The following is a 17791-nucleotide window of genomic DNA, read 5'->3' as shown; positions in this document are numbered from 1 at the left end:
TGGCGAGTTCGGACTCCTAGGTTTCGGCGCCGCGCACCGGACGCCGTGACCTCGTCATCAAGTCCATGTCGAGCGACGTCAGGCCGCTTGCGCCATTGCCGCCTCGGTGCTGGCAATCCAGCCGCCGCCCAGCACGCGGTCGCCGGCATAGAGGACGGCGGCCTGCCCAGGCGCCACGCCATATTCGGGGGCATCGAACAGCAGGCGATCGCCTTCCAGGCGCGCGGGTGCGGGCCTGGCCATGGAGCGCACCTTGGCAGTCAACGGGCCGCTGAAATCTCCGCCCAGCCAGTTGATATCGCTCAGCAACGCGCCTGATACGGCCAGTGCGGCCTTTGGTCCGACGATTACCCGTTGCCCTTCGCCGTCAAGCCGCACGACGTAAAGGGGCTCCGCTTGTCCACCGATCTCAAGCCCTTTGCGCTGGCCGACCGTGTAATGAATCAAGCCCCTGTGCCGGCCAAGCGTGCGGCCATCGACATGGACGATGTCACCGCCCCTGTCCGCGTCTGGTCGCAGTTTGCGCACGATCGTTGCATAATCACCGTCGGGCACGAAGCAGATGTCCTGGCTGTCGGGCTTCAACGCCACGGACAGGCCCAGCTCGGCCGCGATCCCGCGCACCTGAGGTTTGGGCAGACCGCCCAGCGGGAAGCGCAGATAGTCTAGCTGCGCCTGAGTCGTTGCGAACAGAAAATAGCTCTGGTCACGCGCGGGATCGGCGGCGCGGTGCAGTTCGGCACCGCCTGCCCCTTCTAGGCGGCGGACATAGTGACCGGTAGCAAGGCAATCCGCCCCCAGGTCACGTGCAATCTGGAACAGGTCAGTGAACTTCACCCCCATATTGCATTTGACGCAAGGAATGGGCGTGCGGCCGGCCATATATTCGTCGGCAAAGTCAGCCATCACGGACTCGCGGAAACGGCTTTCATAATCAAAGACATAATGCGCTATGCCGATGCGATCGGCGACCGCGCGCGCGTCACGTATGTCCTGCCCGGCGCAGCAGCTTCCGGTGCGGCCCACCGCCGCGCCATGATCGTAAAGCTGAAGAGTGACGCCGATCGTTTCAGCCCCGGTGCGGGCAGCAAGCGCAGCAACGACGCTGGAATCAACGCCGCCCGACATGGCAACAACGATCCGCCGCGCGCTGAGCGGCTCGGGCAACTGGAACTGGGGCTGCATGGCGGCGCATATAATCGCGGAGACGGTCGCATGCCAGTACGATCGCGCACCTCGTCAATATTGGTGAGACGAGTTTACCGGACTTTATCCTTTCGTCGCTAGATTCCTGCCCATGGATTTCAGTTTCCTTCGGGCAGGCGGACTCAAACCCGCCTTTGCCAGACCTGTCGACCGGGCGCGCATGCCGGTCTGGCCTATACTGCGGGCGGCTTCGGCGGCGGCGCAAGCGGCCAGCCCGACGGCGCGAGCGGTCGCGGGCGTCCTGCGGGGGCAGGATGAACCGAGCGACTGGATCCAGGACCTGGCCGAAATCTTCGCACCCAGGGCCGACGGCATGATCGAGGCCATGCGCCCGACGGGAAGCTTCAACCCGTTGATCGCACAACATTTAAGGACGGGACAAGGATGATGAAGGGGGCGTTTACCGTGGCGCTTTAGCCGATGTTCAGGGCTGAAGCGCATACCGGTCGCCGCTGCTGAACTCGGCACGCCACTGCCGCTTTTTGAGGGTGAGAATGATAGAAAATCAAAAAATTCGGCCTGCTCAGGTCGTCGGGCCGCTTGGAGAACCCCTGACGCTGGACAGCTTGCCGCCGGTGGAGACGACGCGCTGGGTCGTACGCCGGAAGGCGGAGGTGGTCGCCGCCGTCAATGGCGGGCTTCTGACGGTGGACGAAGCCTGCGCACGCTATTCGCTGACGCTGGAGGAATTTGCCGGCTGGCAGCGCGCGGTGGATCGTTCGGGCATGCATGGCCTGCGCGTGACGCGCATCCAATATTACAAATCCCTCTACGAACGGCAGCAGAAATTCTGAACGCCGGCCGCGCTCCGTCCTCCTGGAGCCCGGCCGGCGCGAATGGGGCCGACGGATCGAGCGATCCGCCGGCCCTTTTTCTTAACCCCGCCTCTTGACCCTGGGTCGCCATTCTGCATCGCCTTCATTTTTGCCGGGAACGCGAAGCCGACTTCTCCGTTACATAAATTGCCAACCCGCTGGGGGCGCTGGTCCAAGGAGAGTGTGAGATGGGCATTATTTTGTGGCTTGTTGTCGGCGGCATCATTGGCTGGCTTGCCAGCATGCTTATGCGTACCGATGCGCAGCAGGGCATCCTGCTGAATATCGTCGTCGGCATCGTCGGCGCGTTCATCGGCGGCCTGATCTTCAGTGGCGGGTCGATCAATGAAGGTCTGACGCTCTACAGCTTCCTCGTGTCCCTGGTGGGCGCGGTCGTGCTGCTCGCCATCGTGAACCTGGTTCGGCGCGGCACAGTCCGTTAACCGCACCAACGCTGGCGGGTAACAAGGGGTTGCGTCTCATGGACGCGGCCCCTTTCGCGTCAGCGCCGTCCGGCCTTCAGCCTCGGCGCGCGAACCAGCGATAGATGGCGAGCACCCCAATCGATCCCAGCACTGCCGCGACGAAGCTCGCATGTTCGCCCGGCGCATAGATGTTGAGCAGCCGGCCGACATAGCCGGCCAGCAACGCCCCCGCGATGCCGAGGAGGATCGTCACCACGCAGCCGCCGGGATCGCGGCCCGGCATTACCAGTCGAGCTATCCCGCCCGCGAACAGTCCCACGATGATCCACCCCAGCAGTTCCATGGCATCCTCCTGCCCCGACCCTCGCATTGCGCCACAGCCGAGCGCTTTTGACAAGACCGGCCAGGCTCTATTGTCTGCATTGCCCGCACCTGCGGTTGCGGCGGCACTGAGGCTCACGATATTGGGTGTTGAGCGAGGTGATTTATTTTTATAATACAGCTCGCACCGCGCTGCGCGCCGGAAGATGGACCCAGGGATGAACTACGAAACTCCAGTCGCTGCCGATACGCCGGTGCGCGTTTTTGGTGAGCAACCGCGCCGCTCACGGCGCCGCGCGCTCCTTGTCGGCGCCGTCATCGCCGGCATCCTGATAATCGCCGCCGCATGGGTCAGCCTGCGCGGAAAGAGTGCCCAGCCCGCCTACAGCGTGGAGCAGGCACCCGTGGTGACAGTAATTACGCCAGGCCGATCGCTGGTGGCGCGAACGGTCAACAGCACCGGATCGCTCGCCGCTCGCGTCGAAATGCCGGTGGGCGTGGTGGGTGAAGGCGGCGCTGTCACCCGCGTGCTGGTGCAGCCGGGCGACTGGGTTGGCGCTGGACAGGTGCTGGCGGTCATCGAACGGTCGGTGCAGAGCGAGCAGATCCGCTCGCTCGCCGCGCAGGTCGAGGTCAATCGGGCCGATGCCAAACTGGCCCAAGCGCAACTCGACCGCGCCCTCCAGCTCGTGAAGCGGGGTTTCATCAGTCAGGCCGATATCGATCAGCGCACCGCCACCCGTGACGCGGCCAACGCGCGCATGAATGTCGCGGCCGCTCAGCTGGCAGAACAGCGGGCCCGCACGGGCCGGCTCGACATCCGCGCACCCGCCGCCGGACTGGTGCTGACCCGAGATGTTGAGCCCGGCCAGATCGTGAGCGCCGGGAGTGGCATCCTGTTCCGCATGGCAAAGAGCGGCGAAATGGAAATGCTGGCGCAGGTCAGCGAAAGCGATCTTGCCGCGATAAGGCCGGGCAACAGCGCGACCATCACGCCGGTTGGCAGCAGCACAGGCTTTGCCGGCAGGGTCTGGCAGGTATCCCCGGTGGTCGACCCGCAGACGCGGCAAGGGACGGTCCGCATCGCCATTCCCTATAATCGCGCGATCCGCCCCGGCGGATTTGCCTCAGCCACTATCGTCAGCGGCAGGACAGCCGCGCCCCTCCTGCCGGAATCCGCCGTGCAGACCGACGCCAAGGGCCATTATGTCTATATCGTCAATGCCCGCAACCAGGCTGAGCGTCGTGCGGTGCGGGTCGGTTCGCCTTCGGAGCTTGGCGTTCCCGTGACGGCGGGGCTGACCGGCAGCGAGCGGGTCGTGATGACCGCTGGCGCCTTCCTGATTCCGGGCCAGAAGGTGAAGCCGGAACCGAGGAAAGCAGGCTAGGCGTGCGGCGGCGCGCCTGATCGCGCCCCGTACAAGCGAGGAAGCGCTATGAGTTTTCGCAATATCTCGGCCTGGGCCATCCGCAATCCGGTGTCGCCGATCGTCCTGTTCGCGGGCCTGGTGCTGGCTGGCATACTCAGTTTTGGCCGGATGGACGTCAACCAGCAGCCCGACATCAGCTTCCCCGTCGCGCAAGTCCTGGTAATGCAGCCGGGCGCCGCGCCCAGCGAACTGGAAACCCAGGTGACGCAGCGCGTTGAGGCCGCCGTGCGCGGCCTCAGCGGCGTTGACGAGATCAGTTCGGTCGTGTCCGAGGGCCAATCGCTCACGACAGTGCAATTCGAAATCGGCACCCCGGTCGACCGCGCGGTGAACGACGTGAAGAACGCCGTCGATCAGATCCGCAGCGACCTGCCCGAAGGGATATTGGAACCGCAGGTCAGTCGTCTGGACATTGACGGCATGCCGATCGCCTATTTCAGCGCCGAAGCCACCGACATGACCTTGGAGCAGTTGTCCTGGTATGTCGACAATACCGTCGCCAAGCGGCTTCTGGCCATCCCGGGCATGGCAGCGGTCAAGCGCGGCGGCGGGGTTAGCCGGGAAATCCGCGTCATCCTGGATCCGGCGCGGCTGCAATCACACGGTATTACCGCGGCGCAGGTCAATCAGCAGCTTCAGCAGGTCAATCTGAATGCGGCGGGCGGGCGGACGGAAATTGCCGGCGCGGAACAGGCTATCCGCGTTGTCGGCAACGCTCGCGACGCGCATGCGCTGGGCGAGACCCAGATCGCCATTCCTGGTGGCCGCACCGTCAAGCTCGCCGACCTCGCCGATGTGCGCGACATGTATTCCGAGCAGCGTTCGCTCTCGGTAATGAACGGCCGTCAGGTGACAAGCTTCAACCTCGCCAAGGCGAAGGGCGCGTCCGACGTCACCGTCTTCGACCAGGCGAAAAAAGTGCTCGATCAGCTGGGCAAGGAGAATCCGAAGGTTCGTTACAAGGAGCTGTTCACCAGCGTCGACTACACCAAGAGCCAATATCATTCGGCGTTGGCCGCGATGGTCGAAGGCGCGGTGCTGGCCGTAGTGGTCGTATTCCTGTTCCTGCGCGATTGGCGCGCCACGCTGATCTCGGCACTTGCCATCCCCCTGTCGGCGATACCGACCTTCTGGTTCATGGACATGATGGGCTTCACGCTCAACATCACCTCGCTGCTGGCGCTCAGCCTGGTGGCGGGCGTGCTGGTCGACGACGCCATCGTGGAGATCGAGAATATCGTCCGGCACATGCGGATGGGCAAGACGGCCTATCAGGCCGCGATCGACGCCGCTGACGAGATCGGCCTTGCCGTGCTCGCGACCACCATGGCGATCGTCGCGGTGTTCCTCCCTGTCGGTCTGATGCCCGGCCTCACCGGCCAGTTCTTCCGCCAGTTCGGCCTGACCGTCGTCGTCGCGGTGCTGATCAGCCTTGCCGTCGCGCGGCTCATCACGCCGATGGTCGCTGCCTATTTCCTCAAGGCGCATGGCGAGGAAAGCCATGGCGAGGGGCGGCTTATGGACCGCTACATGGCGGTGCTGCATTGGTCACTGGACGAACGCAAGGCCAGGGCGCGGCGGGCGCTCGGTGGGCGTAACCGCCTTACCGCCTGGGTGTACGATCACCGGATCTGGACCATGGGACTGGGGGTTCTTGCCTTTGTGGCCACTATCGCGGCGTTCGGCACGCTGCCCATGACCTTTCAGCCAACGACCGACACCGATTACAGCCTGGTGAAGGTGGAAACCGTCCCGGGCAGCACGCTGGAACAGACCACCGCCATCACCCGTCGCGTCGCCGATATGCTGAGCGCCGACTCCCAGATCGTCGAAGCCGCATTTGCCGATATAAATCCCACGGATGCGAAGATTTATCTGACGCTGCGAAAGGACCGCCCGATCAGTTCAGTGGATTGGGAACGATCGATGGCGCCGCGCTTCCAGCAGGTCGCCGACGCGCGCGTCAACTTCCAGTCGCAGTCGAATGGCGGCCAGGGCCGTGACATCAACATCATGCTGGGCAGCGACAATGCCGCCCTGCTGGAACAGGTCGGCAATAAGCTGATAACCGAAATGGCCAGCATCCGGGAAATTCGCGCGCCTCGGCTGCAAGGCGACCTCAGACGGCCGGAGATCGTCATCAAGCCGCGCTTTGATCTCGCGGCCCACCTGGGCGTCACGACCGCCGCGCTCAGCCAGACGATCCGCGTGGCGACGATTGGCGATATCGACCAGAACAGCGCCAAATTCTCGCTCGCTGACCGGCAGATTCCGATAAGGGTGTCGATCGCCGAGGACAGCCGCCGCGACATCGCCACGATCGAGAACATGCCGGTGCCAACGGTGAATGGTGGATCCGTGCCACTGAAAGTCGTCGCCCAGGTGGAGTTCGGCGCGGGGCCCACGCAGATCAATCGCTACAATCAGATACGCCGGATCGTCGCCGGCGCCGATCTGGCCCCAGACGTCGTCAGCAGCGAGGCAATGGCGAAGATCGATGCGCTGCCCACCATGAAGGCGGTCCTTCAAGGCAAGATTCCGGGAGTCCAGAAGCTGAACAGCGGCGATTCGAAGTTCGAAGCCGAAATGGTCAAGAATTTCGCCGTCGCGGTGGTATCCGGCGTGCTGCTGGTCCTTGCCGTGCTTACGCTGCTGTACAAACGGCTGATGCCGCCCTTCGTCAATCTGGGATCGCTGCTGCTGGCGCCGCTGGGAGGCGCGCTCGCGCTGCACCTGACCGGCAATCCCATATCCATGCCGGTGTTGATCGGCCTTCTCATGCTGCTGGGTATCGTCGCCAAGAACTCGATCCTGGTGATCGACTTCGCGCTGGAGGAAATCCAGAAAGGCGTGCCGACGTTCGAGGCGATCGTGGATGCGGGGCATAAGCGAGCGCAGCCGATCGTCATGACCACCGTTGCCATGGTCGCGGGGATGGTGCCGACCGCCCTGTCGATCAATGGCGACGGCGCATGGCGATCGCCCATGGGGATCACCGTGATCGGCGGGCTGCTGCTGTCGACCTTGCTGACGCTGGTCATCGTACCTGCGACCTTCAGCCTGGCTCTGGGGGTCGAAGAGTGGGTGGGCCCCCGCCTTGGCCGCCGCCTTCTGACCTATCGCAAGGGCGACGATCAGCCCCATGCAAGAACGGCGCAGCCGGCCGAGTGATTGCTACCGTGTATCGCTGCGAAAAGAAGCGCTTGCCTGAACGAAACGGCGGCGTAACCGTTGGTCGGCCATGAAGCTGAACAGCCTTCCTTTTCCCCTTGCCGGCGCGGTCCATCCAGCGAGGGCGATGCGGAGGGTGGCAACCGGCATGCTGGTGGCGATGGCCGCGCTGTTTGCTCTGGCCCGCGCAACCGCCCATCTCCACCCCGCGATCGGCTTCCTCCAGGCTTTTGCCGAGGCAGCGATGGTCGGCGGCCTTGCCGACTGGTTCGCGGTAACCGCACTGTTCCGCCACCCATTAGGGCTGCCGGTCCCCCACACGGCGATCATCCCGCGTAACAAGGACCGGATCGGCGACACGCTCGCCCTGTTCCTGCGCGACAATTTCCTCACCCCCGCGGTCGTGGCGCGGCGGATGCAGCGCCTTGACATCGCCGGCGCGGCGGGGCGCTTTCTCGCCAGCCCCTCCGGCGGAGACGGCCGGCTGCGCGAGGGCGCGTCGCGCCTTGCGGCCGACATGCTGGAAGCGCTGGACCAGGAACGGCTGGGCGGCATGGCCAAGACCGCGATCGCGCAGCGGCTGCGCTCCATCAGCCTTGCCCCGCTGATCGGACAGGCCATCGAAGCGGCGATGCGCGACGGCCGCCACGCCCCGGTAATGGACGCGATGATCCATTGGGCCGACCGGGCGCTGGAAGCCAATGACCATCTCATCCGGCAGATGGTGCATGATCGGGCCGGCAAGATACTGCGCTGGACTGGGCTTGATGAAAATCTTTCCAATGCCATCATAGACGGGCTGCGTCGGCTGCTGGCCGACATGGCGGCGGACCCTGCGCACAGCTTGCGGCTGAAGGCGGAGGAAGGCATGGCGCGGCTGGCGAGCGACCTGCAATCCGACCCCGTCCTGCAGGCGAGAGTGGCGCGCATTCGCGACGAGATCATCGACAATCCGGCGATGCAGCGCTGGATCGACGGCCTGTGGGAGCAGGCGCGCTCAAGCCTGTTGCGGGCGGTCCGCGATCCGGGCAAGGCGATGGCCGGCCGCCTGGGCGAGGCGCTGCGGCAACTGGGCGGGACGCTCCAGGACAATGCCGGGCTGCGCCTGCTCATCAACCGCTTCGCGCGGCGGTCGGCGGTGGGCGCCACGGCGGCCTACGGCACGACCATAGTCAAGCTGGTGAGCGACACGGTGCGCGGCTGGGACGCGGGTACGGTGACCAGCCGGCTGGAAGGCGCGGTGGGGCGGGACCTGCAATATATCCGCATCAACGGCACGCTGGTGGGTGGCTTGGTCGGCCTTGCGATCCATGCGATCGACACGCTGCTTTGAGCGCTTTCCGGCGTTCTGGTGCGAAACCCTGAACGAAACAGTCAATTGCGGGAAGTTTTTCATAGCGCGACCCTAGGGGGCCTTGCCTTCCCGGCCGTAAAGCTTAGGCGCCGAAGCGGTCGCGCAGCCCCAACATCGCCATGGCCGCTTTCGCCGCTTCGCCGCCCTTGTCCTTTTCCGTGCGGCGGGCGCGGGTCAGGGCCTGGGCCTCATTCTCAACCGTCAGGATGCCGTTGCCGATCGCGATGCCATCCATGCTGAGCGCCATCAGGCCGCGCGCGCTTTCATTCGATACGACTTCGAAATGATAGGTTTCGCCGCGGATCACCACGCCGATGGCGATATAGCCGTCATAGCGCCCGCTTTCCGCCGCCAGCGCAATCGCGCCCGGGATTTCCAGCGCGCCCGGCACGGTCACCACCTCATATTTATGCCCGCCCTCTTCCAGCGCGGCGACCGCGCCTTCGATCAGCAGGTCGTTGAGATGATCATAGAATCGCGCTTCGACGATCAGGAACTTCGCCATCGTTTTTCTCCTAGATGTCGAACCGGCGTTCGCCCACGACCGCCAGATCATACCCTTCCAGCGCGACCAGGCTGTGATGCGAATTGGTCAGCAGGATCATGTCATGGACGCCCAGTTCCGCCAGGATCTGCGCGCCAACGCCATAGTTGCGCAATTCATCCATGCCGTCGACCTGCTCGCCGGCGAGCCGACGCAGCATCCTGGACGGCCAGTCGCTATTTTCGGAAGAATTGGGCAGCACGACGATGAGACCGGCGCCTTCCTCCGCGATGATTTCCATCGATCGCGCGAGGACGCCGCTTCGATCGCCGACCTTGCCGAAGAGGTCGCTGAGCGGGGCCATCTGGTGCATGCGCACCAGCGTCGGCTGATCAGGATCGACATGACCTTTTTGCAGCACGATCTGCTCGCTGTCGGTCGCGCGGTTATAGAAGGCGATCGCCTTCCACTCGCCACCCCATTTGCTGGTGAAGGTCGCCTGCGCGCGGCGTTCGACCAGATGGTCGTGGCGGCGCCGATAGGCGATCAGGTCACGGATCGTGCCGATCTTCATCCTGTGCTTCTGGGCGAAGGGGATGAGGTCGTCGAGCCGGGCCATCGTGCCGTCGTCCTTCATCACCTCGCAGATGACGCCGGAGGGATTGAGGCCCGCAAGGCGCGCGACGTCGACCGCCGCTTCGGTATGGCCGGTACGCACCAGCACGCCGCCATCGCGCGCCACCAGGGGGAAGACGTGACCCGGCGTCACGATGTCGCCCCGCCCCTTCGACCCGTCGATCGCCACGGAAATGGTGCGCGCCCGGTCAGCGGCGCTGATGCCGGTGGTGACGCCCTCCCGCGCTTCGATCGACACAGTGAAGGCGGTTTCGTGCCGCGTCCCGTTGTTGCGGCTCATAAGGTCGAGCCCGAGTTCGTCGATCCGCGCCTTGGTCAAGGCAAGGCAGATCAGGCCCCGGCCATGCGTTGCCATGAAGTTGATCGCGTCGGGCGTCGCCATCTGCGCCGGGATGACCAGATCCCCCTCATTTTCCCGGTCCTCGTCATCGACCAGGATGAACATGCGGCCATTGCGCGCTTCGTTGATGATCTCTTCGGGCGAGGCCAGCGCGGTGCCGCCCTCCCGCCGCGCCAGATAGGTTTCCAGCTTGCCGAGGGTGTCGGCGGTCGGGTTCCAGTCCTCTTCCCCCAGTCGGCGGAGCGAATTGGCATGGAGGCCGGCCGCCCGGGCCAGGCCCGAACGAGACATGCTCCCGTCATTCACCAGGGAACGAACCTTGTCGATAAGCGCGGAAGACATGATGCCGACTCCTTGACCCAAAAGTCACCGCGCGGACCTATCACATCACAATGTGATTAGTTCAAGCGGAAAATCACAGGGCGGCGTTGCGCAGACTTTGCATTCGATCGAGATAGCGGGCCAGCACATCGATCTCCAGGTTAAAGGCACGGCCCGGCACCAGCGTGTCGAGAGTGGTCGCCGACGCCGTGTGGGGGATGATATTGACGCCGAAGCGCACGGACCCGTCCGACTGATCCTCGACGCTGTTGACGGTCAGGGATATGCCGTCGACGGTGATCGATCCCTTCGCGGCGAGCGCCGGCGCCAGCGCTGCGGGCGCGGCGATGACCAGCCGGGTCGAATCGCCCTCGGCTGTTGCGGATACCAGCGTGCCTATCCCATCGACATGGCCGGTGACGATGTGGCCACCCAGTTCGTCGCCAACCTTCAGCGCGCGTTCCAGGTTGAGCCGGCCACCCTGTTCCCACAGGCCCGGCGCCGTGCGAGCGACGGTTTCGCCTGACAGGTCGACCGCGAACCAGCCCGTGCCTTTTTCAACTACCGTCAGGCAAGCCCCCGAACACGCGATCGACGCCCCGATCGCCACGTCGTCCATGTCGTAGGCAGAGCCGATAACCAGGCGCAGGTCACCGCGCTTCTGTGCGGAGCGAATGATGCCGATGTCGGTGATGATGCCGGTGAACATAGCGTTTAGGGGTCCTGGCTTACGTGGGCAGCTTGGCTCTAGGCGCTGCGTTGCCGTTCGTAAACCTCCAGCCGATCAACCCCCAGCCGCCGTTCGTCGCGCATTTGCCAGCGGCCATGCGCCTGCCCGAGATCGGCAAGGCCGATGTCGCCGATCCCGCCCAGCCCGGCCCCCACGATGATGGGCGCGCGATACAGCAGCAGCCGGTCAACGAGGTCGGCGCGCAGGAAGGCTGCCGCTGTTCCGGCTCCGCCCTCGACCAGCAGATGATCGATGCGGTCGAGCGAGGCGATGTCCTCGGGCGCGCCTATGCGTTCCCATCCGTCGGGCGCCGCCCCCCGCGTCAGCAGCAGGCGACGCGGCGAGCGCGTCTCCAGGCCCGCGAGCCGCACATCCAGCCGGGGCGCATCAGCGCGCAGCGTCCCACTGCCGACGAGGATGGCGTCATGCCGCGCACGTTCGAGATGTGCATGCGCCCGCGCCGCCTCTGCCGTGATCCATCGGCTGGATCCGTCAGCGAGCGCGATCCGCCCATCGAGCGACAGGCCCAGTTTCAGGGTCACGGCGGGCCGCCCCAGCGTCTGGCGCAGGACGAAGCCGCGCATCGCCGCCGCCGCTTCCTCTGCCATCAGCCCCATTTCGACCGCGATGCCATGCGCCCGCAGATGCGCCGCGCCCTGGCCGTCGGTGCGCGGATCGGGATCGCGCAGCGCGATCACCACCCGCGCCACCCCGGCGCGCACCATGAGGTCAGCGCAGCGCGGACCGCGCGGGGACAGGTGAAAACAGGGTTCCAGCGTCACATAGGCGGTCGATCCGTGCGCGCGCTCCAGCGCCTCCTCCAGCGCCTGCGCCTCGGCATGCGGCCGGCCGCCCTTCTGCGTCCAGCCGCGCCCGACGATGATGCCGTCACGCACGATCAGGCAGGCGACGTTCGGATTCGGTGTGGAAAGCCCGCGCCCCCGTTCGGACAAGGTGATCGCCGCAGCCATGAAGCGGCGATCGGCCGCGGGATCGGACCTCACCGTCGGGCGCTCAGGGCTGGGATGTCCGGGACTGGGCGGTGGGGGCCTGGCCCTTCTCGGCCGCTTCCGCCTTGGCAAGCCGCGCGTCGAGCTGCGCGTTGATCGCCTTCAGCGCTTCCTTGCGCCGCGCGCTGTTGCGCGCCTCATCCGCGCGCCAGTCGATGCCGAATTCGTCGGCCCACCCCTGCATCCGCTTCTGTTCCCTTTGCAGGGCGGACTCGCGCTTGGCGAGGTCGATCTTCTGCTGCAGGATGACCGCCGCGTCGGTGCGATTGGCGTCCCAGCTTTCGACATAGATGATCTTGTTGCGGGTCGGCATGGTATTGGTGTTGGCGTCCACCACGAACACCCAGATGATGACCCAGGTGATCGCCACCGACAGGCCCAGCAGCGGCCATTTATGGGGCCGATTCTGTCGAAAATAGCTCCACAGGTCGCTCAGGGCGCTCTTCGGGGACACGGGACGGGGGAAAATCGCCATCACGAACATATAGGGGATGCAGGCCCGGTTGCAAAGCGGGGGCAACGCCCCCCGCCCCCCCCCCCCCGGCGGTGCAAGGGATCAGAGGTCGGTCAGCCGGAAATGGACGGTGAGCACCTTGATGCTGGCGACCACCTCACCGTCGCGAGTCGCGGGACGGAAGCGCCATTTGCGCAGCGCGTGGCGCTGGGTTGCGGTCCAGAAGGCGTCGTCGGTCGCCGACAGTCGTTCTATCGCGGTCACCCGCCCGTCCGCGCCGATCGCGACGCGCACCGTCACGCTGCCCTCCATCCCCTGGCGGATCATGGAGGCGGGATAGTCGGGCTGAAAGGCGGGCAAGGCGCGCGGATCGATGCGCGCGTCGACGACCACCGGGTCGCGCGGCGGCGGGGGCACTATCCCCTCATCGCCGCCGGAGCCCTCACCGCTCGAACCGCCCATCGTCATGTCCCCGCCGGTGGGTGGCAGGTCGACCGCCGTATCGGGCTTTGCCGGGATCGGATCGCGTGTCGGCCGCAATGGCGTCTCGCTCGGCGGCTGGGGCTTTTCCGCTTCGGGCGGGGGCGGATCAAGCGGGATCGGCTCGCCGACCAGGATCGTCGGGACGTAGGGCGCGATCACTTCCCTGGGCATCAGCAGGAACGCGCCGATAACCACAGCGTGCACGGCAATCGCGCCGCCGACGCCGATCGGGGACCCACCGCCGCGACGATAGCCGGCCACCGATCCGTCGCTGGTCGCTTGCAACCTCATCAGTGTCATCCTGTCCTCCATCCTGCCGTTTGCGCGGTCGTCGTGCCGCGACTTGGAATGTTACATCATATCTAATGATATGTTGCAACATCCTTTCTCGCCCAGATAACGTGCCGGATAGCGTGCTTGTGCGGCAGGACCCGAAACCCTAGACTTGCCGACACTCCGTCGGAACAGCGCAGCCGGTCAAGCACAAGAGGGGCGAGGCGAACGGCCGCAAAGCCAATTCCGACAGAGGGTATAATGCGCTAGGGATCCGGCCATGACACAGACCGCAGACGACATGACGCTGGACGAAATCCGGGCAGCACTTGCCCCCATCCTGCCGCGCCACGCGGCCTTCGACGGCTGGCGCAAGGAAGCGGTCAACATGGCGGCGGCGGAATGCGGGATCGACCCGGATCTGGCGCAGCTTGCCCTTTCGGCCGGCGCCATGGACATGATCGACGCCTGGTTCGCCAGCATCGACAGCCGCATGCTGGAAGCCGAACCACCCGAAAAGCTGGCCGATCTTCCCTTTCGCCAGCGCATCACCACGCTTGTCGAAACCCGGCTCAAGCTGTTGGCGCCCGACCGCGAGGCGCTGCGCCGGGCGATGGCGATCATGGCGATGCCGCAAAATGGCGGGCGCTCGGCGCGCCTCGGCTGGCGCGCGGCGGATGCGATGTGGCGGGCCGCGGGCGACAGCGCGACCGACTTCAATCACTATAGCAAGCGCGCCACGCTGGCGGCGGTTTATGCCGCGACGCTGCTGGTTTTCGTCAATGACGAGAGTGAGGAGTGGGCGCAGACCCGCGCTTTCCTGGCGCGCCGGATCGAGGGCGTGATGCGGTTCGAGCGCGCGAAGGCACGGTGGAAGGGCATAGGAGGGGGCGAGCGGCTGAGCCTTGCCCGCTTCATCGGTCGGCTGCGCTACCCGGCGGCATGATCTGCCGCACCATTGCGGCGATTCCGTATGGCCTTTTCCTATCGGTATTGATAGTCACTCGCAGGAGTTTTCAGCGAGTGCCCTTTCCTTGCGCCTGACCGACCTGCCGCTGCGCCAACCCGCTTATGTGGACCTGATCGACTGGACCGCCCTGTCCGCGTCGGACGGGCAGCGCCTGCGCGAATTCGGCCTGTGCGAAGGGGCAAGCGTGGAGGCGCTGCACCACGGCGGGCTGCTGGGTCGCGGACCCATCGCCTGCAAGGTCGGGCGCATGACCATCGCCATGCGCCGGAACCATGCCGCCGCCGTCTCCGTGCGGACCGGCGTTCGGGACAGCGACGGATGAGCAGGCTTCCGCTCGTTGCCCTGGTCGGCAATCCCAATGCGGGCAAGAGCGCGCTGTTCAACGCCCTGACCGGCGCGCGGCAGAAGCTGGGCAATTATCCCGGGGTCACCGTTGAACGCAAGGCGGGCCGCCTGCCCCTGCCGGATGGCCGCCCGGTCGAACTGGTCGACCTGCCGGGCACCTACAGCCTCAATCCCACCAGCCCCGACGAGCAGGTCACCCGCGACGTGATCCTGGGCAAGCAGCAGGGCGAACGACTGCCCGACGCGCTGGTCATCGTCGTCGACGCGTCGAACCTCGACAATCACCTGCGCTTCGCGCTGGAACTGATCGCGCTGGGGCGGCCGACCGTCGTGGCGCTCAACATGGTGGACCTGGCCACCCGCGACGGGCTGGAACTGGACGCCGCCGTGCTGTCGCGCGAACTGGGCGTGCCGGTGATCCCGACGGTCGCGGTCCGCAAGCGCGGGCTCGACCATCTGCGTTCCGAACTGGAAGGCTTGCTCGACACCAGCCTGCAGCCCGTGCGCCCCTCTGGCGGGACGCCCGGCTTCGATGCGCTGCGCGGCGAGGCACGGCGGATCGCACGCGCGGCGATCGTGCGCGAAACGCCTTCGCGCCGCCTGACCGCGGCGGTGGATCGCGTGGCGCTGCACCCGGTCCTTGGCCTGCTGCTGCTGCTGGCGTTGCTGTTCGTGATGTTCCAGGCGGTCTATGCCTGGTCGGAGGCGCCGATCGCCGCGATCGAAGGCCTGGCGCAGGCCGCCAGCAACGCCGTCGCCGCCGCGCTGCCGGACGGGCTGCTGCGATCCTTCCTGGTCGACGGCGTCATCAATGGCGTGGGGTCGGTCATCGTGTTCCTGCCGCAGATCCTGATCCTGTTCTTCTTCATCCTGATGCTCGAAGCGACGGGCTACATGGTTCGTGCCGCCTTCCTGATGGACGGGCTGATGGCCAGGGTCGGCCTGTCGGGCCGCGCCTTCATCCCGCTCCTGTCCTCCTTTGCCTGCGCGGTGCCCGGCATCATGGCGACGCGCACCATATCGGACCCCAAGGACCGGCTGACCACCATCCTGATCGCGCCGCTGATGACCTGTTCGGCGCGGCTGCCGGTCTATGCGCTGATCATCGGCGCGTTCATCCCGGCGCGGACGGTCGCGTTGGGGATCGGGCTGCAAGGCCTCGTCCTCTTCAGCCTCTATGTCGCCGGCATCGTCGGCGCGATGCTGGCGGCGCTGGTGCTGCGGCGCACGGTCGCCAAGGGCGCGAGCGGCGGATTCCTGATGGAAATGCCCAAATATCAGTGGCCGCGACCGCAGGACATCCTGCTCGGCCTGTGGCAGCGCGCGATCATTTTCCTCAAGCGCGCGGGCACCATCATCTTCGCGTCGACCGTCATCCTGTGGATGCTGCTCTCCTTCCCCAAGGCGCCTCACAACAGCGGCGTCAGCCAGGTCAATTATTCGGTCGCGGGGCGCATCGCCAATGGCCTGAACGTCGTGCTGGAGCCGATCGGCTTCAACCGCGACATCTCGCTGGCGCTGATCCCCGCGATGGCGGCGCGCGAGGTCGCTGTGTCGGCGCTCGCCACCGTCTATTCGATCGACGCGGGCGATGACGAGGCGCGACTGGAGCGCAGCCTGGGCGATCGGCTGAAGGACAAGTGGCCGCTGCCGACAGCGCTCGCCTTCCTGGCCTGGTTCGTGTTCGCGCCGCAGTGCATTTCGACGATCGCGGTCACCCGGCGCGAAACCAACGGCTGGAAATGGCCGCTCTTCATGGTCGGCTATCTTTTTGCGCTGGCCTATGTCGCGGCGGGCGTCACCTACTGGACCGCTGTTGCCATCGGTTTGGGGTAGCTTCCGAAGGCCGTCGCTTTATAAAGACCGGCTAAACGCATCGGAGGAAACATGGCGGGTTCGGTCAACAAGGTCATTCTGGTCGGCAATCTGGGCGCCGATCCGGAAGTCAAAAGCTTCCAGAATGGCGGCAAGGTGTGCAACCTGCGCATCGCCACGTCCGAAAGCTGGAAGGACCGCATGTCGGGCGAGCGCAAGGAGCGCACGGAATGGCACAGCGTCTCCATCTTTTCCGAAGGCCTGGCGGGCGTTGCCGAACGTTTCCTGCGCAAGGGATCGAAAGTCTATGTCGAAGGCCAGTTGCGCACCCGCAAATGGCAGGACCAGTCGGGCAATGACCGCTACACGACCGAAGTGGTGCTGCAAGGGCCTGGCGCCGTGCTGACGATGCTGGACGGCGCGCCCGGCGGCGGCGGGCAGGGCGGCGGCGGCCGCTCACAGGGCGGCAGCGACTGGGGCGCCAGCTCGGGCGGGTTTGGCGGCGATTATGACGATTTCGGCGGCGGGAGCGGCGGCTTCGGCGGCGGGAGCGGCAGCGGCGGCGGCGGCGGACGCTCGTCGGGTGCCGCGCGCGGCGGCGCCAGCGCCGGCGGACCGAATTTCGACAATGACCTGGACGACGAAGTGCCGTTCTGAACCGGCGCGATTGCGGTCAACGGGAGGCGGCGCTCGCGAGGGTGCCGCCTTTTTTCATGAGCGGATGGCCGATGCGAATAGGACATCGCAGAACGCCGGGCTGGCGGCAGCCATGGAGGGAATGGCGGATTCCCGCGATTTTTACGCCGAAGTTCACACCATATGCGCGCGCGCGCCTGGGCGCGCGTGTGCGTGAGGGGCTAATTGATCGACATTTCAAAGACGAAGCGAGGATAGGCGGGCTGGGATGAAATAGGACAGGCTGGAATTGAGGGGGGTTGGCAAAATAGGATGGTTTTTGAAAAGGCTGTTGCCGTTGCGCCACCCGTGACTTTGCGCAGCACCTTTGAGGAGTGGATCGCGGGACTTGGCGATGGAGGGCAGCGAGCCCCCGGATCAAGTCCGGAGTGACGAAAAGGGGAGTGGCTGGAAGCGACCAGTTTTGGATATTTGGAGAAGTAGCGTGGCATCCTGAGAGGCTGTCTCGAAACGGCGGCGTAATGACGGTGGACGATCGAGCTCCGGTATGATTCCAGAGGGTTGCGACACCT

General features: G+C 65.6%; 18 protein-coding genes. 10 read left to right on the top strand and 8 right to left on the bottom strand.

Annotated features, from left to right (window positions below; all coding sequences use genetic code 11):
* Positions 1-78: 78 nt before the first annotated feature.
* Positions 79-1185, bottom strand: a complete 1107-nt coding sequence (mnmA, locus tag AAC640_RS07960; RefSeq protein ID WP_340265587.1) for a tRNA 2-thiouridine(34) synthase MnmA — start codon at positions 1183-1185, stop codon at positions 79-81.
* Between the two features lie 112 nt (positions 1186-1297).
* Between mnmA and AAC640_RS07955 the strand changes: the two genes are divergently transcribed.
* From AAC640_RS07955 to AAC640_RS07945, 3 genes are all read left to right on the top strand, one after another.
* Positions 1298-1594: a hypothetical protein gene (locus AAC640_RS07955; protein ID WP_340265586.1), complete on the top strand. Its 297-nt coding sequence runs from the start codon at positions 1298-1300 to the stop codon at positions 1592-1594.
* A 106-nt stretch (positions 1595-1700) separates the two neighbouring features.
* A complete protein-coding gene (gene sciP, locus AAC640_RS07950) occupies positions 1701-2000 on the top strand; it encodes a CtrA inhibitor SciP (protein WP_340265585.1) in 300 nt (99 codons plus the stop codon).
* Positions 2001-2209: 209 nt separating this feature from the next.
* Positions 2210-2464: a GlsB/YeaQ/YmgE family stress response membrane protein gene (locus AAC640_RS07945; protein ID WP_340265584.1), complete on the top strand. Its 255-nt coding sequence runs from the start codon at positions 2210-2212 to the stop codon at positions 2462-2464.
* Between the two features lie 76 nt (positions 2465-2540).
* Here the strand turns inward: AAC640_RS07945 and AAC640_RS07940 are convergent, their stop codons facing one another.
* A complete protein-coding gene (locus AAC640_RS07940; RefSeq protein WP_340265583.1) occupies positions 2541-2789 on the bottom strand; it encodes a GlsB/YeaQ/YmgE family stress response membrane protein in 249 nt (82 codons plus the stop codon).
* A 196-nt stretch (positions 2790-2985) separates the two neighbouring features.
* On the opposite strand from AAC640_RS07940, the gene AAC640_RS07935 reads away from it, so the two are divergent.
* From AAC640_RS07935 to AAC640_RS07925, 3 genes are all read left to right on the top strand, one after another.
* A complete protein-coding gene (locus tag AAC640_RS07935; protein WP_340265582.1) occupies positions 2986-4155 on the top strand; it encodes an efflux RND transporter periplasmic adaptor subunit in 1170 nt (389 codons plus the stop codon).
* A gap of 48 nt (positions 4156-4203) precedes the next feature.
* Positions 4204-7368, top strand: coding sequence for an efflux RND transporter permease subunit (locus AAC640_RS07930; RefSeq protein ID WP_340265581.1), 3165 nt, complete (start codon positions 4204-4206; stop codon positions 7366-7368).
* Positions 7369-7438: 70 nt separating this feature from the next.
* Complete coding sequence (locus AAC640_RS07925; RefSeq protein WP_340265580.1) at positions 7439-8701, top strand: DUF445 domain-containing protein; 1263 nt, start codon at positions 7439-7441, stop codon at positions 8699-8701.
* Between the two features lie 103 nt (positions 8702-8804).
* On the opposite strand, the gene ribH is transcribed toward AAC640_RS07925, so the two are convergent.
* The 6 genes from ribH to AAC640_RS07895 all read right to left on the bottom strand — a co-directional run bounded on the left by ribH (position 8805) and on the right by AAC640_RS07895 (position 13471).
* Positions 8805-9227: a 6,7-dimethyl-8-ribityllumazine synthase gene (ribH, locus tag AAC640_RS07920; protein ID WP_340265579.1), complete on the bottom strand. Its 423-nt coding sequence runs from the start codon at positions 9225-9227 to the stop codon at positions 8805-8807.
* 10 nt (positions 9228-9237) lie between these two features.
* Positions 9238-10524, bottom strand: a complete 1287-nt coding sequence (gene ribB, locus AAC640_RS07915; RefSeq protein WP_340265578.1) for a 3,4-dihydroxy-2-butanone-4-phosphate synthase — start codon at positions 10522-10524, stop codon at positions 9238-9240.
* Between the two features lie 73 nt (positions 10525-10597).
* The gene (locus AAC640_RS07910; protein WP_340265577.1) at positions 10598-11212 is read right to left on the bottom strand and encodes a riboflavin synthase; all 615 of its coding nucleotides are present in this window, start codon (positions 11210-11212) and stop codon (positions 10598-10600) included.
* Positions 11213-11250: 38 nt separating this feature from the next.
* Positions 11251-12204 (bottom strand): bifunctional diaminohydroxyphosphoribosylaminopyrimidine deaminase/5-amino-6-(5-phosphoribosylamino)uracil reductase RibD, encoded by a 954-nt coding sequence (gene ribD, locus AAC640_RS07905; RefSeq protein WP_340265724.1) that lies wholly within the window; start codon positions 12202-12204, stop codon positions 11251-11253.
* A gap of 43 nt (positions 12205-12247) precedes the next feature.
* Complete coding sequence (locus AAC640_RS07900) at positions 12248-12763, bottom strand: hypothetical protein (RefSeq protein WP_422794967.1); 516 nt, start codon at positions 12761-12763, stop codon at positions 12248-12250.
* Between the two features lie 36 nt (positions 12764-12799).
* Complete coding sequence (locus tag AAC640_RS07895) at positions 12800-13471, bottom strand: energy transducer TonB (RefSeq protein ID WP_340265576.1); 672 nt, start codon at positions 13469-13471, stop codon at positions 12800-12802.
* Between the two features lie 262 nt (positions 13472-13733).
* On the opposite strand from AAC640_RS07895, the gene AAC640_RS07890 reads away from it, so the two are divergent.
* The 4 genes from AAC640_RS07890 to ssb all read left to right on the top strand — a co-directional run bounded on the left by AAC640_RS07890 (position 13734) and on the right by ssb (position 17240).
* Complete coding sequence (locus tag AAC640_RS07890) at positions 13734-14399, top strand: COQ9 family protein (protein WP_340265575.1); 666 nt, start codon at positions 13734-13736, stop codon at positions 14397-14399.
* Positions 14400-14487: 88 nt separating this feature from the next.
* The gene (locus AAC640_RS07885; RefSeq protein WP_340265574.1) at positions 14488-14745 is read left to right on the top strand and encodes a FeoA family protein; all 258 of its coding nucleotides are present in this window, start codon (positions 14488-14490) and stop codon (positions 14743-14745) included.
* Positions 14742-16604 (top strand): ferrous iron transporter B, encoded by a 1863-nt coding sequence (gene feoB / locus AAC640_RS07880; RefSeq protein WP_340265573.1) that lies wholly within the window; start codon positions 14742-14744, stop codon positions 16602-16604. The genes AAC640_RS07885 and feoB overlap by 4 nt, the downstream gene beginning before the upstream one ends.
* Positions 16605-16655: 51 nt before the next feature.
* Positions 16656-17240, top strand: coding sequence for a single-stranded DNA-binding protein (gene ssb / locus AAC640_RS07875; RefSeq protein ID WP_340265572.1), 585 nt, complete (start codon positions 16656-16658; stop codon positions 17238-17240).
* Positions 17241-17791: the final 551 nt, after the last annotated feature.

The organism is Sphingobium mellinum (genome assembly GCF_037860795.1).
In the GTDB taxonomy this organism is placed as follows: domain Bacteria; phylum Pseudomonadota; class Alphaproteobacteria; order Sphingomonadales; family Sphingomonadaceae; genus Sphingobium; species Sphingobium mellinum.
This window is presented reverse-complemented; position numbering and strand designations above follow the sequence as displayed.

What these genes read in the sequence shown, in the direction of transcription:
- mnmA (WP_340265587.1), bottom strand. Translation starts at nt 1,185, where the DNA reads ATGCAGCCCCAGTTCCAGTTGCCCGAGCCGCTCAGCGCGCGGCGGATC.
- AAC640_RS07955 (WP_340265586.1), top strand. Translation starts at nt 1,298, where the DNA reads ATGGATTTCAGTTTCCTTCGGGCAGGCGGACTCAAACCCGCCTTTGCC.
- sciP (WP_340265585.1), top strand. Translation starts at nt 1,701, where the DNA reads ATGATAGAAAATCAAAAAATTCGGCCTGCTCAGGTCGTCGGGCCGCTT.
- AAC640_RS07945 (WP_340265584.1), top strand. Translation starts at nt 2,210, where the DNA reads ATGGGCATTATTTTGTGGCTTGTTGTCGGCGGCATCATTGGCTGGCTT.
- AAC640_RS07940 (WP_340265583.1), bottom strand. Translation starts at nt 2,789, where the DNA reads ATGGAACTGCTGGGGTGGATCATCGTGGGACTGTTCGCGGGCGGGATA.
- AAC640_RS07935 (WP_340265582.1), top strand. Translation starts at nt 2,986, where the DNA reads ATGAACTACGAAACTCCAGTCGCTGCCGATACGCCGGTGCGCGTTTTT.
- AAC640_RS07930 (WP_340265581.1), top strand. Translation starts at nt 4,204, where the DNA reads ATGAGTTTTCGCAATATCTCGGCCTGGGCCATCCGCAATCCGGTGTCG.
- AAC640_RS07925 (WP_340265580.1), top strand. Translation starts at nt 7,439, where the DNA reads ATGAAGCTGAACAGCCTTCCTTTTCCCCTTGCCGGCGCGGTCCATCCA.
- ribH (WP_340265579.1), bottom strand. Translation starts at nt 9,227, where the DNA reads ATGGCGAAGTTCCTGATCGTCGAAGCGCGATTCTATGATCATCTCAAC.
- ribB (WP_340265578.1), bottom strand. Translation starts at nt 10,524, where the DNA reads ATGTCTTCCGCGCTTATCGACAAGGTTCGTTCCCTGGTGAATGACGGG.
- AAC640_RS07910 (WP_340265577.1), bottom strand. Translation starts at nt 11,212, where the DNA reads ATGTTCACCGGCATCATCACCGACATCGGCATCATTCGCTCCGCACAG.
- ribD (WP_340265724.1), bottom strand. Translation starts at nt 12,204, where the DNA reads ATGGCTGCGGCGATCACCTTGTCCGAACGGGGGCGCGGGCTTTCCACA.
- AAC640_RS07895 (WP_340265576.1), bottom strand. Translation starts at nt 13,471, where the DNA reads ATGAGGTTGCAAGCGACCAGCGACGGATCGGTGGCCGGCTATCGTCGC.
- AAC640_RS07890 (WP_340265575.1), top strand. Translation starts at nt 13,734, where the DNA reads ATGACACAGACCGCAGACGACATGACGCTGGACGAAATCCGGGCAGCA.
- feoB (WP_340265573.1), top strand. Translation starts at nt 14,742, where the DNA reads ATGAGCAGGCTTCCGCTCGTTGCCCTGGTCGGCAATCCCAATGCGGGC.
- ssb (WP_340265572.1), top strand. Translation starts at nt 16,656, where the DNA reads ATGGCGGGTTCGGTCAACAAGGTCATTCTGGTCGGCAATCTGGGCGCC.